This is a genomic window from Candidatus Nitrosopumilus sp. bin_32a, from assembly GCF_054095935.1.
Genome location: NZ_JBSWSN010000006.1, coordinates 133,943 through 147,003, shown reverse-complemented (window position 1 = coordinate 147,003; position 13,061 = coordinate 133,943). Strand labels below are relative to the sequence as shown.

15 protein-coding genes and 1 tRNA gene are annotated in these 13,061 nt (G+C 32.6%); 10 read left to right on the top strand and 6 right to left on the bottom strand.

The genetic code is table 11. The features are described 5' to 3' along the window. Window positions 1-9: 9 nt before the first annotated feature. Window positions 10-1,719 (top strand): glutamate--tRNA ligase, encoded by a 1,710-nt coding sequence (gltX, locus tag ACW9XH_RS08340; RefSeq protein ID WP_457760196.1) that lies wholly within the window; start codon window positions 10-12, stop codon window positions 1,717-1,719. A 6-nt stretch (window positions 1,720-1,725) separates the two neighbouring features. Beyond that, window positions 1,726-2,595 (top strand): fumarylacetoacetate hydrolase family protein, encoded by an 870-nt coding sequence (locus ACW9XH_RS08335; RefSeq protein WP_457760195.1) that lies wholly within the window; start codon window positions 1,726-1,728, stop codon window positions 2,593-2,595. On the opposite strand, the gene ACW9XH_RS08330 is transcribed toward ACW9XH_RS08335, so the two are convergent. Then, window positions 2,592-3,380 carry a GNAT family N-acetyltransferase gene (locus tag ACW9XH_RS08330; RefSeq protein WP_457760194.1) on the bottom strand — a complete coding sequence of 263 codons (789 nt, stop codon included), beginning with the start codon at window positions 3,378-3,380 and terminating at the stop codon, window positions 2,592-2,594. The two genes, ACW9XH_RS08335 and ACW9XH_RS08330, sit on opposite strands and share 4 nt — an antisense overlap. Before the next feature lie 39 nt (window positions 3,381-3,419). On the opposite strand from ACW9XH_RS08330, the gene ACW9XH_RS08325 reads away from it, so the two are divergent. From ACW9XH_RS08325 to ACW9XH_RS08310, 4 genes are read left to right on the top strand one after another with little or no spacing between them, the layout of a single operon-like run. Next, window positions 3,420-3,728, top strand: a complete 309-nt coding sequence (locus tag ACW9XH_RS08325) for a Rieske (2Fe-2S) protein (protein WP_457760193.1) — start codon at window positions 3,420-3,422, stop codon at window positions 3,726-3,728. A gap of 35 nt (window positions 3,729-3,763) precedes the next feature. Beyond that, the gene (locus tag ACW9XH_RS08320; RefSeq protein WP_457760192.1) at window positions 3,764-4,033 is read left to right on the top strand and encodes a UPF0147 family protein; all 270 of its coding nucleotides are present in this window, start codon (window positions 3,764-3,766) and stop codon (window positions 4,031-4,033) included. A 25-nt stretch (window positions 4,034-4,058) separates the two neighbouring features. Beyond that, on the top strand, window positions 4,059-4,820 hold the full coding sequence (locus ACW9XH_RS08315; protein ID WP_457760191.1) for a class I SAM-dependent methyltransferase: 762 nt from the start codon (window positions 4,059-4,061) through the stop codon (window positions 4,818-4,820). Between the two features lie 40 nt (window positions 4,821-4,860). Then, window positions 4,861-5,208: a hypothetical protein gene (locus ACW9XH_RS08310; RefSeq protein WP_457760190.1), complete on the top strand. Its 348-nt coding sequence runs from the start codon at window positions 4,861-4,863 to the stop codon at window positions 5,206-5,208. Window positions 5,209-5,218: 10 nt separating this feature from the next. On the opposite strand, the gene ACW9XH_RS08305 is transcribed toward ACW9XH_RS08310, so the two are convergent. Beyond that, window positions 5,219-5,290 (bottom strand) — tRNA-His (locus ACW9XH_RS08305). 268 nt (window positions 5,291-5,558) lie between these two features. Here ACW9XH_RS08305 and ACW9XH_RS08300 point away from each other — a divergent pair. Continuing rightward, window positions 5,559-6,581 (top strand): magnesium transporter CorA family protein, encoded by a 1,023-nt coding sequence (locus tag ACW9XH_RS08300; protein WP_457760189.1) that lies wholly within the window; start codon window positions 5,559-5,561, stop codon window positions 6,579-6,581. Between the two features lie 67 nt (window positions 6,582-6,648). Continuing rightward, the gene (locus ACW9XH_RS08295) at window positions 6,649-6,921 is read left to right on the top strand and encodes a hypothetical protein (RefSeq protein WP_457760188.1); all 273 of its coding nucleotides are present in this window, start codon (window positions 6,649-6,651) and stop codon (window positions 6,919-6,921) included. Between the two features lie 49 nt (window positions 6,922-6,970). On the opposite strand, the gene fsa is transcribed toward ACW9XH_RS08295, so the two are convergent. The 4 genes from fsa to ACW9XH_RS08275 form a co-directional block, all read right to left on the bottom strand. Beyond that, the gene (gene fsa / locus ACW9XH_RS08290) at window positions 6,971-7,642 is read right to left on the bottom strand and encodes a fructose-6-phosphate aldolase (protein WP_457760187.1); all 672 of its coding nucleotides are present in this window, start codon (window positions 7,640-7,642) and stop codon (window positions 6,971-6,973) included. Continuing rightward, window positions 7,639-8,613 carry a transketolase family protein gene (locus ACW9XH_RS08285; protein ID WP_457760186.1) on the bottom strand — a complete coding sequence of 325 codons (975 nt, stop codon included), beginning with the start codon at window positions 8,611-8,613 and terminating at the stop codon, window positions 7,639-7,641. Before ACW9XH_RS08285 ends, fsa begins: the two co-directional genes overlap by 4 nt. After that, on the bottom strand, window positions 8,610-10,277 hold the full coding sequence (locus ACW9XH_RS08280; RefSeq protein ID WP_457760185.1) for a ribulose-phosphate 3-epimerase: 1,668 nt from the start codon (window positions 10,275-10,277) through the stop codon (window positions 8,610-8,612). The genes ACW9XH_RS08285 and ACW9XH_RS08280 overlap by 4 nt, the downstream gene beginning before the upstream one ends. Before the next feature lie 99 nt (window positions 10,278-10,376). After that, window positions 10,377-10,943, bottom strand: a complete 567-nt coding sequence (locus ACW9XH_RS08275) for a YkgJ family cysteine cluster protein (protein WP_457760184.1) — start codon at window positions 10,941-10,943, stop codon at window positions 10,377-10,379. A gap of 68 nt (window positions 10,944-11,011) precedes the next feature. Here ACW9XH_RS08275 and ACW9XH_RS08270 point away from each other — a divergent pair, with 68 nt between their 5' ends. Both ACW9XH_RS08270 and ACW9XH_RS08265 read left to right on the top strand, forming a co-directional pair. Beyond that, entirely contained in the window at window positions 11,012-11,389 is a 378-nt protein-coding gene (locus ACW9XH_RS08270) for a hypothetical protein (protein WP_457760183.1), read from the top strand. 36 nt (window positions 11,390-11,425) lie between these two features. Next, window positions 11,426-12,898 carry a leucyl aminopeptidase gene (locus tag ACW9XH_RS08265; RefSeq protein WP_457760238.1) on the top strand — a complete coding sequence of 491 codons (1,473 nt, stop codon included), beginning with the start codon at window positions 11,426-11,428 and terminating at the stop codon, window positions 12,896-12,898. The last annotated feature ends 163 nt before the right edge of the window (window positions 12,899-13,061 follow it).

Here is a 13,061-nt window from a genome sequence, read left to right as displayed (position 1 = left end):
AGAACGGGCATGGATGAAGAATTAAAAATAGAAATTAGAAAAATGGCTCTTCAAAATGCTTTTGAGCATGGTGGAGAAACAAGAGATAAAATAATTTTAGGAAAGATTCTGGGAACAAAACCAGAATTTAGAAATAAAGTAAAGGAAATTTCAGGAGATATCACTGAAATAGTTTCTTCAGTTAATCAATTATCATTAGAAGGACAAGAAAGTGAAATTAAAGAAAAGTTTCCAGAACTTTTAGCACCTAAAGAAAAAATTGAGGAGAGAGAAGGTCTTCCAGAATTAAAAGATGCAGAACATGGAAAAGTCATAACAAGATTCCCTCCAGAACCTAACGGATATCCACACATTGGACATGCAAAAGCTGCCATCATTAATTCAGAATATGCTAAAATGTACGGAGGAAAATTCATTCTAAGAATGGATGACACAAATCCTGAAGCTGAAAGAATGGAATATCATGCAGCCATCAAAGTTGGATTAGAATGGTTGGGAATAGAATTTGACATTGTAAAAAATACATCAGATGACATGGAATTATTTTATGAGAAAGGAGTTGAATTAATCAATTTAGGAAAAGCATACATTTGCACTTGTAAAAGAGAAGACATCAGCAAAAATAGAAGAGAAAGAAAGGCATGCAACTGTAGTAAAGAAAATATCGAAAAAAATAACAAAAATTGGGAAAAAATGAATGATAAGTTCAAGCCAGGAGACGCCATTGTTAGATTCCGTGGAGATATGAAAGCAGATAACGCAGTTATGCGAGATCCAGTTTTATTTAGAATTATTGAAGGTAAACATTACACTTTAGGAGAAAAATATAGAATTTGGCCAAGTTATGACATGGCAGTTGCAATAGAAGATAGTATTGATGGTGTAACTCATGCCTTTCGTTCTAAAGAATTTGAACTTAGAAAAGAGCTAATTGATGCAATTTTAGATGCATTAAAAATGAGAAAACCAGCTCAAGGTTTTTTCTCAAGATTAGAATTCAAAGGCATGCCAATATCAAAAAGAATCATCAAACCATTGATTGAAGAGGGAAAAGTTACTTGGTATGATGATCCAAGACTGCCAACGTTAGAGGCATTAAGGAGGAGAGGGATCAAGCCAGAGGCAATAAAGAAATTTATCATGTCATTAGGATTGACCAAAGCAAACACTCTAGCACCGTTTGATGCATTAGAAGCTTTTAACAGAAAATTTGTTGATGCAGATAGCATCAGATTATTTATGGTAAGCAATGCAAAAAAACTCACCGTAAAAAATTTACCAATATCTTCTGTCGAAATACCAAATCATCCAATAAACGATATGGGAAAAAGAACAATTGAAATCGATGGGAATTTCTACATTTCAGGAGATGATGCACAAAGTATCAAAGAAGGTACACAGATTCGCCTATTAGGTTTAGGAAATGTATCAATTACCAAACAAGGGATAGAATTAGAAGGAGAATTTGTTGAAAACGGAGAGAAAGCAGACATTCCAAAAATTCAGTGGGTCGCACAAAAAACAGCACATGGAATAAAGATGATCATTCCAAAAACATTGTTTATTGGAGATGAATTTAATGAAGATAGTTTAGAAGAATTAGATGTTTATACAGAACCACATTATCTACAATTAAAAGAAGGAGAAGAAATTCAATTTGTTAGATTTGGATATTGTAGAAAAGATTCACAAAATCAAGCAATTTTTACACACAAGTGATCAGTTATGAAAATAGCACGATTGTTACATGATAATAATGAAACATACGGTTTTGTTAAAGGAGATAGAGTATCCACCAAAGATGAAATCACTTACTTGACAGGAGTTCCAATTCCTCAAAACGTTAAAGATTTTCTTTTTGATGGATGGTATGATGAAATTAAAAATAAAATTAGTGATTTACCATATGAAGAAAATATTTCAAAATACAAGTTATTGGCACCAATTCCTAATCCCAATAAGATAATTTGTTTAGCATTCAATTATGTAGATCATGCTAAAGAGCAAGGATTACAAGCACCAGAAGATCCTGCATTAGTAATAAAACCAAGAACCGCATTAAACAGTACGAATTCAGATATCGTATGCCCAGACTTTGTCACACAGTTAGATTATGAAATTGAATTAGCCTTGATAATTGGTAAAAATTGTAAAAACATTAGCATAGATGATGCATATGATGCAATATTTGGGTATATGATATTCAACGATGTTTCTGCAAGAGACATTCAATTTAAAGACAAACAATTTACAAGAGGAAAAAGTTTTGATTCATTTGCACCTTGTGGACCATGGATTACAACAAAAGATGAAATCAAAGATCCACAAAATCTTAAAATGACAACCAAAATCAATGGAGAATTAAGACAAAATTCTTCATCAAACAACATGTTTATTAAAATTCCAGAGATCGTTTCAAAAATTTCCAAAGTAATGACACTCGAAAAAGGAGACATTATTTCCACAGGAACACCTGCAGGAGTTATGTTAAACAAACCAAATGCAGTGTTTTTAAAAGATGGAGATAAAGTTGAAATGGAAATAGAAAGTTTGGGGATTTTAAACAATACAATTAAAATTGTTAAATCAAATTAAACTAAAAATTTCTTCATCAAATGAAATGAAATTTTAAATTCTAATGAATTGAAATCGGGTAATTTTTCTTTAGTCAAAATTTGTATTCGTTCATAGTTTTTCTCCCAACCAAAATTTTGTAAAAATGACAGAATTTCACATGCAGATTCATCAGAATTTGAGAATAAAGTAACAATTAATGTTCTATCAAAATGCTCAGACTCTGTCATTATTGCAATAGAATTTTTATTATTAATTGAAGAATTTATAATTCTATTTTGTCGATAAAACGATTCCAATGTCATACTATCAACAGGAAGCCATCTCCAAGATTTTACATAATGAGAAAAAGACTTAGGATTGATGGATTTTTCAAAAGTGACATTATAGTTTGAGTTATGCAGGGGTTCAATTGAGTAAAAATTCCAAGTTTGAAAAATTTCATAATTTAATGACTGTGCCATTGAAATAGAAACAGAATTCTCCGTATCAATTAACATGTATGAAAAAGATAGATTTTTCTCTAAACCTATAATTTCAGCATATTTTACTAGTTCAGATGCAATATTTTGACGTCTAAAAGTAGGGTCTATTCGAATTCCTTCAATCCAAACTTGATCATCAGAGTAAAACGCATGGCAGATTCCAACAGGTTCTGGTTTTTGAGCTAAAAACAAATAACCTTCAGATATCCAAGAATTCCAAACGTGCTCTATATAATCTCCCCACGAAAAAGTATTTTTACAAAATTTTAAAATAGAAATTTTATCTGAATTATTTGCTTCCCTAATTTTCAACTTTGTCATATACAAAAAATTATTAACAATGAGGAGATAAAAACTTCAATGGGAAAAATTATCGCAGGTAAAACATCAGATATTCCGCCTGGAAAAATGATCAAAGTGTCTATTGACGGTAGAGATGTTCTAGTTGCGAATATTGACGGAGAGTATTATGCTACAGATGATTCATGTACTCATTCAGGCTCTAGCCTATCTGAAGGAAAATTAGATGGTCATACCATTACTTGCGGATGGCATGCAGCAGAATTTGATTGTAAAACTGGTAAATTAATGAAATTCCCCGCAAAAATTAGGGATTTAACATCATACAATGTTGTCGTAGAATCAGACAGTGTCTTTGTAGAGATGTAACTATATACTTCTAATTTTTAAGAAAAGGTGTAAAAATGGTTGACGACGCTCAGAATAAAGAATCCATGAAAGAAGCAATTGAAACATTAGAACAAATCACTTCTAGCAACTCCACTCCAAAAACAGTCAAGAAATCAATTACAGATTTAATTATAGAACTAAAAAATCAAGAATATTCATTGTCAGTTAGAGCAGCAAACACTATCAGTTTACTAGATGACATTACGCAAGATCCTAATATGCCATCATACGTTAGAACTCAATTATGGCAAGCAGTTTCAAAATTAGAAAGCATAAGAGAATAAATTCTCATTAATTGTATAAAGCATAATGAAAATTGAAGAATATTTAGAAAGTCTTCCAAATAATTTACTTAGTGGAGAAGATGTTCAGTTACCTGAAAAATCATTTCGAGAAATTTTCAAATTTGTGAATTTAGGTAAAAAGGATATTTTTTATCATTTAGGGTGTGGGAATGAAAAGGGAGTCGAACTTGCCATTAACGAATTTGGAGTTGAAAAAGCAGTTGGAATTGATAATAATCCTGAAAAAATAAAACAAGCAAAACAAAATCTTGAAGAAAAAAATATCAATATAGATTTGATTTGTCAAAACATAGAAGATTCAAATTTTTCAGATGCGTCAGTGATTCTATTTTGGTTTACGGATGAAAATATCATCAATAAAATGTTAGAGAAATTTAAAGATCTTAAAAAAGACACACGAATAATTACCATCTGGGGACCTCTGCCAGAATGTCTTCCAGAAAAAGTAGATTTTCCATATATTATCAATAAAGTTCCATTCAAAAAAGCAGAAAACATGCAGGAGCAATTACTAGCAATTTTTGGTGTGAAATGTGTTGATTTTATTACAGCGTGGGAATTTGCTGAAAGATATACCAAATCAATAGGATCTCCAGAAATTAAAAATGATCGATTTTTAACAATTATTCAAACATTAGTAATTTGGATTAATGCAAAAAAACTAGGAGTTGCATGTGGAGAAGAGATTCCAGAATCGATTCAGACATACATTAACATCATGAAAATGCATTTCGACATAGATTTTGAATATCTGTTAAAAGAATAAATTGTGTAATCCTTTTATTTTGTTTTTACCTAAACAAAGTATGGAAGAAAGGATCAACATCAATGTTTCAGCAGTAGATTATGATAAAACCAGTAAAGCATTAACTCATCAACTGTCACTTTTGGAAGAAATGGTTCACGGACAAGATGATTTTGTTATGTCAGATTCAGAATTTGCATTCGGATGGCATTTTTTTGTATTAAGCGTAAATAGAACATTGGTGGAAAAACTAGCAGAAGTGATGGGTGCAGATTTTTATAAAATAAAGGGTAAAGGAACAGAAAAGAAATTTTTAACATGGTTAACAAAAAATACAGAATCTAAATCCCCTAGATTCAAACTGGCCATCAAAGAAGAGATGGAATCTAGCAAGTTCGGTATTTTTTAAAATGATAGAGGGCCCTCGAGGGGAATCGAACTCCTGTCCGAGGATCCACAATCCTCTATACTAACCACTGTACTACGAAGGCCACAAAAAAAGAAACTTGTTCAACCAGTAATAATCTTTAAGATCATGTTGAAAATTAAGCTGTAGATTTATTATTGACTAGGTTGAAATCAATATATGCGAAAATGGTGGATTGCAATGGCAATATCCATAGGACTTGTCTGGATAGGCGCCAACTATTTTCTTCCATGGGTGCAATGAATATCTAAATTAGATTAGCCTCAAATTCAAAAACAATTTTTCATCAATTATAGCGATCGCTTTAAATTTGTTGTATTAGGGTTTCCGACATGAGAAATGGCTTCATCGCAAATAGGCTACGTTCTAGCAAGAAACCAGCGGATATTCCTATTGAAAGTAAGATAGAAACCATTCAAGGAGAAAAATTTGTATGGATTGATTTGCAAAATCCAGATAGAAATGATGTTGAGAAATTGGCTGAAAAATACAATTTCAACGCATTAAACATAGAAGATTGTATGACTAAATTCGAGCTTCCAAAATTAGATAGTTATGATGATCATTTCTTTGTAATTCTTCATTTTCCACCATTGACACAAAAAATAGGAATATCAAAAAACAGTCAATTATCAATATTTGTAGGAAAAGATTTCTTGGTAACAGTTCATCAAGGTGATCTTAAACCACTTGTAGAACTAGTAGAAATTTGTAAAGCAAATACCGATCAACAGAGAAAAAACAGATTGTTAGGGAAATCATCAGGATTACTACTCCACGAAATCTTGGATGTATTAGTAGATGACCTTTTACACATATCAAGGAAAATTATTGCAAATCTAGATGATATTGAAGATAGAGTTTTTGATGAAACAAAACCTGTTGCTAGAAGTATAGCGTTACTTAGAAGAGAAATTAACAGATTAAGAAGAATAGCAAACCCATTAAAGAAATTTGTACTAGAGATAGCAAAACAGGTCAAACAATCTTCAGACAATAAAAATGATGAACTTACATTATTCTATGACGACGTAATTGATCACATTGACAAAGTAATTGAAACATTAGAAGAATCTAGAGAAACCATGGAAATTTACAAAGATACAGATTTTGTGTTAAGTACTGAAAAAACAAACAAAGTTCTTGGAGTATTAACGATAATTTTCACACTTGCAATTCCTGCAACAGTGATTGGCACATTTTATGGAATGAATGTAGATTTGCCAGGAGGGATTGGAAGTAATTTAATGATTTTAGGGCCATTTACAACATTCATAATTGTGATAGTTGCATCAGCAATTCCTGCAATCATGATGTTTGCATATTTTAAAAAATTAGGCTGGATTAGTAGTTAAAACTAAAAATCTAGAACAACCCTTAAAAAATAAGCTTAGATAAATACAAGATGTTTTAATTTAGATTATGGGGAAAATTAGAATAAGAACTGGAAGAGGCACAGGAACTATCGAAGTTGATGAAGATGCTTCAAAATGGTCTGGAGACGAATTTAGAAAGATCCAAGAAGCAAGAAAAAAAGCATCAGCAGGTAGAATGGTTCACACAGGTCGTGGAACTGGTTCAAGAAAACTAGGAGACATGCCTGATCCTAAAGCAAGACCTTCTACTGAAGGAATGACTAGAAGTACAGGTAGAGGAACCAGTTCAAGAAAAAGTACAAACAAAGGTTCAGATTAACACTACCTCAATTTCTAATTTTTGTAATTTTGTTATTATAACCTATTCACTAAATTTTGATATCAGGATTTCCAGACTTTAATTTATCCCAATCAGCCAGAAAGTTCTCCAATCCAATTTTAGTCAATGGATGTTGTAACATTTTTTCCAATACTGCTGGAGGTAATGTGACAACATCTGCACCAATTTTTGCAGCATCAATTACATGTATCGGATGACGAATACTTGCAACAAGTATTTGAGTTTTTAATGAATCAGGATAATTCTTAAAAATATCTTTAATGTCTTTAATCAATTGCATTCCATCTTGACCAATGTCATCTAATCTTCCAATAAACGGACTAACGTATTTTGCTCCAGATTTTGCAGCAAGTAAAGCCTGATTTGCAGAAAAGATCAAAGTAACGTTAACAGGAATTCCTTCAGATGAAAGTGATTTACATGCTTTTAGACCATCAGGAGTCATAGGGACTTTAACTACTACATTATCCCCATATTGACGAAGACGTTTACCTTCTTCAATCATTCCAGAATAATCAGTACTAATAACTTCTAAACTTACATCTCCTTGGATAATTTTTGTAATTTCTTCCATTGCATCTTTTGGATTACCTCCTTCTTTTGACATAAGTGAAGGATTAGTTGTGATTCCATCTAACAAACCCATGTCATTGAATTTTTTAATAGATTCTAGATTAGCAGTATCAAGAAAAATTTTCATAGTTTTTTACTCCTGATTTCTTTAACTTGTTTTGCCATATTAAAAGATGTTATTCCATGTTTCTCTAAAAGTAGTGGAATCTCATCATCACGCGCAGATTCTCCAAACATGTCTTGAGCTCCAATTCTCTTAATGGGTACAGGATAAGATTCAGAAACGGATTCTGTTACTGCAGACCCCATTCCACCAATAATGTTATGTTCTTCAGTTGTTACAATACAACCTGTTTCTCTGGCTGCTTTTTCTAAAATTTCATTGTCAATTGGTTTAATTGAAAACATATCTAAAACCCTGCAAGAAATTCCTTCTTGCTGTAATAATTCAGCAGCTTCTAAAGCCATTCTAACAGTAATACCACATGCAACAAGAGTACAATCAGATCCATCCCTCAATGTAATTCCTTTTCCAATTTGAAATTCTTGAGAATCAGAATGAACAAGAGGAGTTGCAGATCTTGCCATTCTCATGTAAAATGGACCGTATTCTCTAGCCATTAATTGAGTTAACTTTGAAACGGCAATAGTATCAGCAGGAATAAAGACTCTGAAATTTGGAATTACTCTCATTATAGCAATGTCTTCAATTTGCTGATGTGAGCCTCCATCAGGGCCTACAGACAAACCACCATGAGAGGTAACTAATTTCACATTAAGACCTTTTTTTCCAGGAGGTGATGGATAGGCAATGTTATTTCTTATTTGATCAACTGCCCTACCTGGTAAAAATATTGCATAAGTACTAGCAAAAGAAATTTTTCCAGATGCTGCTAATCCTGCAGATATTGTAACTAGATTAGCTTCAGCAATACCCACATTAAAAAATCTGTCAGGAAATTCTTTTCCGAATCCTGAAGTTTTTAATGAATCAGTTGTATCTGCACCCAAAACAACGACATCAGGGTTTTCTTTTCCCAATTGAATTAAAGATTTGGAATATTCTGAACGCATATCGGTCATTATTGGTTCATTCAAATGTATCCTACCTCCTGTGCGATTTTTTTAATTTGTTCTTGTTTTGTGCCAATTACATGTAACCCAATCCACTTGTTTACTAAATCACTTCCACCAAGTTCATTTGCTTTTGTAAGTAATCTGTGTCTTCTTGATTTCAATACTTCATTTCTAAAATCTCTAATTGCAGCCCTAACATCTTGTTGACCAACAATTGCGCCGCCTCCAACAAAAACACGAGCACCATCAGCAAATACTGAGCCAATATTTTCAAGATTTACTCCTCCATCAGCCTCAATATAGCCTGAAAAATGATGTTGTTTTAAAATAGAATTCAATCTTGTCATTTTTTCATGTGTTTCTTCAATGTATTTCTGACCAGATTTTCCAGGTACTACAGACATTACAATTAGTTGATCAAGGGATTGCAGAAATTTGTAAGACCATTCAGGTAATTCAGTGTCAGGATTTATTGAAAAGCCCACACCTACCTGATTTTGTTTTAGTATATCATGGATTTCACCAAAACTAGATTCATCAGTCACTTCAGCATGAACAGTGACAATGTCACTGCCAGCATCAACATAATCTTTAACATATTTTACAGGTTCATTAATCATCAAGTGCGTATCAAATGGAATTACCGTTAAGGATCTCAGTTCTTTAATTTTATTATGATCAAATGTTTTTGTCGGGACAAATTGACCATCCATCACATCAAGATGAATATAATCGGCTCTACCAGTAACACATCGTTTAATTTCATTTTCTAAATTTGTCATATCGCCTGCAATGATAGAAGGAGCAATCATAAATTGTGAATCTAATTCGAGATTAATTATTGGAACAACATCAGAGTCAGGAGATTTTCCATGCCATTGTGGATTATCCTCCATATGTTCAATAGATTTTCCTTTAATTGTTCTTGAAATAATTATTGTTGGAACTCCCTTTGTAGTATTTGCTTTTGTTATAGCAGCATCAATTTGTTCAACTCGGTGTCCATCAATTTCAATAACATTCCAACCAAATGATCTCCACTTGTCACCAGTTTTCCAACGTGATGCATCTTTCCACATCTCAGAAATATCAGAACCTTCTAAATTTTCATCAAGTGGCATAATTTTTTCAGTGTATGAATCTTGTTGAATGAAATTTCTATCAAGGAAAGCTGTAAGATTATCAACTTTGTATTTTGAAGCAGTCATTGCAGCTTCCCAGACTTGTCCCTCATCAGACTCACCATCTCCAATAATAGTATAGACATGATGATCTTTAGAATCAATTTTTGCTGCAAGTGCAATTCCAATAGAATAGGACAATCCAGTGCCTAAAGAGCCACCGCAAAATTCCACCCCAGGACATTTTAGATCTGGATGGCCTTGTAATTTACTACCAAATTTTCGAAGCGTCTCAATTTCAGACTCTGGAAAATATCCTGCAACTGCCATATTAGAAAATAATCCAGGTGCAGCATGTCCTTTTGATAATACTAGACGATCTCTATCCTCCCATTGAGGATTATTAGGATCAAATTTCAAATGTTTGTTAAATAAACATCCCAAAATTTCAGCCATAGAGAATGAACCACCAGGGTGACCAGATCCTGCCGCATTTGTTCCCTTAATCACCAATTTACGGGCCCTGAGAATATTTTTCTTTGTTTGATAATAATTAAGACCCATCTGCAACGTTATCCCTGTAAATTGAATAAAAATCTATTTCTGAAAGAAAACAATGAAATGTAAAACCTCAAAGATATCTCAGAAATTCAAATCAGAACATCAGGATTTCAAAGATAATTCTACTTTATCCAACATAAATTTTAAAAATACAGATAATGATTTTTTTCTCCAATGCTTTGCATTCCATTCTTTTACAAGGGCACCATAGAAATTCCACTCTGATTCATCTTTTTTAAGATGAGTTACCATCATTTTCTCAAATTCTGCAAGATTCCAATCGACTGGGCATAGTATATCGCTCATCTGGATTAATTTTCCATTTTTCATTTGAAACGGATATGATTTACACACTCCTGGCTTGAAATCATTAACTGTACATCTAAAAACATCTTTAGTTTCTTCAAGAAATTCACATGCACCGTCTTTTTGTTTCAAAGCAAGATCAATCAGACCTTCTTTCACCTTAATTCCCAAAGAATAGTCCTTTGCCCCGTAAATCTCTAAAAAATCCTCAGGTGCCAACCCCAATTTAACTGAAAGTCGGTAAACATCGTGGGCATTAACAAATATCACATATTCTTTACAACAATTTGTATGACATGAAATGCAAGGAAACTCCCCAGTCTCAGTATGACTAGAATCAGAGTTATCTGTAATAATTTTCATAAATCATCAAAATAAATTTCAGGTATTAAATCTGTAAAATTTTAATTTGATCGCTTCTCTGAGTAATTATGGAAATTAAAGAAAATATTCCAATAGTGTTGTTTGATAATCAATGTTATTTGTGTATGAAATTTGCAAAAACTGTTAACTTTTTTGCTAGAAACAAAATAACAATTATCGGCCATTATTCAGAATTTGGGAAAAAGATAAGAGGAGAAATTCTAGATGAAACCGCCTTAGACATGTTTTGGTTTATCACTAAAAAAAGAGCATACGGTGGAAGAGCAGCTTTGCTTCCCCTGATAAAATCAATCTTAATTGAAAAAACAAAAAGATCATCAACAATTAGAATCGATGAAGAATGTCAACAAGGCTGTAAAACTGTTAAAGCAGTATTTCTAAGATCAACAAGTCTGATTACCAATAGCAAGATAATAGATCTGTAGTAAATCTAAATAATACTTGAAAAATAGATGCTCATAGTGAAAATCAAAACTGAAAATTCTACAAAAAAGAAAACAAGTCTCCTATGTGGATTTGTATTAGAAAATTCTGACAAAGTTTTAGGTTTACCAAAATTTGACACTAAAATTGAATCTACAATAGACCAATCTCTAAAAGACATGGAAGGTAAATTAGGAAAACTAAGTATCATTCCAATTCCTGGAAAAAAACCTGTTCAAAGAATCTTGTTAGCAGGCATAGGCAAAAAAGAGAATTTGACAAAAGATACAATCCGATTCGTTTCAGGAAAAATAGCCCAAAAAGCAAGAGAGTTGAAATTAAAGGAATTTTCAATAATTTCACCACCGAGTTCTATATCTGAACCAACTTCTGCAGCTTCTCAAATTATTGAAGGTACCAAGATGGCTCTTTACAAATTTGATAAATTCAAATCAGAAAAAACAGAAAATGCCCCTGATCTTACAATTATTGTTTCAAAGTCAAATAAAATTTCAAAAGCCATCAAAACGGCCGAAATTGTTGCAGATGGTGCAATATTCACTAAAAGTATCGCCAATCTACCTCCAAACGAATGCACTCCGACAACATTAGCAAACTTTGCAAAAAGCATGTCTACAAAGAATAAAATGAATTGTAAAATTTTTTCAGAACCGGAATTACAAAAGAAGGGTTTTGGAGGAATATCCGCAGTTGGTCAGGGAAGCAAAAACCAACCTAAATTAATTATTTTAGAACACAACAAAGGCCCACGAAATGAAAAGCCAATTGTCCTAGTAGGAAAAGCCGTGACATTTGATACTGGTGGCATTTCATTAAAACCCGGAAATGCAATGGATGAGATGAAATTTGACAAATGTGGCGGCTGTACAGTACTAGGCATAATGAAATCAGTTTCAGAGTTAAAACTACCAATCAACGTAATTGGAATTATTCCTTCAGTTGAAAATATGCCAGGTGGTGAATCATACAGACCTGGAGACATCATAAAACTATACAATGGGAAAACAGCTGAAATTCTAAATACAGATGCAGAAGGAAGATTGATTTTAGCTGATGCACTAGCATATGGAGAAAAACATTATTCTCCAAAAGCAATAATTGATTTTGCAACTTTGACTGGGGCATGTATTGTAGCCCTAGGTACCAACGTGGCTGCAATTGTATCAAATGATGAAAAACTAACAAAAAAAATTACAGATTCATCTAAGAGAACCACAGAAGAAGTTTGGGAACTTCCATTAAATCAAGACTATATGGATATGATAAAGTCAGATGTTGCAGATGTGAAAAATGTAGGAATTGGAAGAGCAGCTGGCACTATAACGGCTGCAGCATTTTTGAAAAATGCAATTGAAAAAACTCCATGGGTCCACATTGACATTGCAGGTGTTGCATGGACACAAGGAGCTACAAAAGAAAAATCATACAATCCAAAAGGTGCAACAGGTTTTGGTGTAAGATTGATTTTAGACTATTTACAAAATTTATAGATTCAGTATCCTCTACTATTTCTATCGGGTGTTTCAACATTTGGATTTCTCCAACCATGTTTTTCCATCATGTGATTAAGCAACCGAATGTCATTATCACATATTTCTCCACAAACACTACAATTTGGCATTGGATTCACAACAATCCAATTAATTCAATATT

Bases quoted from the DNA above. Each gene is read 5' to 3' on its own strand.
- gltX (WP_457760196.1), top strand. From the start codon at position 10: ATGGATGAAGAATTAAAAATAGAAATTAGAAAAATGGCTCTTCAAAAT.
- ACW9XH_RS08335 (WP_457760195.1), top strand. From the start codon at position 1,726: ATGAAAATAGCACGATTGTTACATGATAATAATGAAACATACGGTTTT.
- ACW9XH_RS08330 (WP_457760194.1), bottom strand. From the start codon at position 3,380: ATGACAAAGTTGAAAATTAGGGAAGCAAATAATTCAGATAAAATTTCT.
- ACW9XH_RS08325 (WP_457760193.1), top strand. From the start codon at position 3,420: ATGGGAAAAATTATCGCAGGTAAAACATCAGATATTCCGCCTGGAAAA.
- ACW9XH_RS08320 (WP_457760192.1), top strand. From the start codon at position 3,764: ATGGTTGACGACGCTCAGAATAAAGAATCCATGAAAGAAGCAATTGAA.
- ACW9XH_RS08315 (WP_457760191.1), top strand. From the start codon at position 4,059: ATGAAAATTGAAGAATATTTAGAAAGTCTTCCAAATAATTTACTTAGT.
- ACW9XH_RS08310 (WP_457760190.1), top strand. From the start codon at position 4,861: ATGGAAGAAAGGATCAACATCAATGTTTCAGCAGTAGATTATGATAAA.
- ACW9XH_RS08300 (WP_457760189.1), top strand. From the start codon at position 5,559: ATGAGAAATGGCTTCATCGCAAATAGGCTACGTTCTAGCAAGAAACCA.
- ACW9XH_RS08295 (WP_457760188.1), top strand. From the start codon at position 6,649: ATGGGGAAAATTAGAATAAGAACTGGAAGAGGCACAGGAACTATCGAA.
- fsa (WP_457760187.1), bottom strand. From the start codon at position 7,642: ATGAAAATTTTTCTTGATACTGCTAATCTAGAATCTATTAAAAAATTC.
- ACW9XH_RS08280 (WP_457760185.1), bottom strand. From the start codon at position 10,277: ATGGGTCTTAATTATTATCAAACAAAGAAAAATATTCTCAGGGCCCGT.
- ACW9XH_RS08275 (WP_457760184.1), bottom strand. From the start codon at position 10,943: ATGAAAATTATTACAGATAACTCTGATTCTAGTCATACTGAGACTGGG.
- ACW9XH_RS08270 (WP_457760183.1), top strand. From the start codon at position 11,012: ATGGAAATTAAAGAAAATATTCCAATAGTGTTGTTTGATAATCAATGT.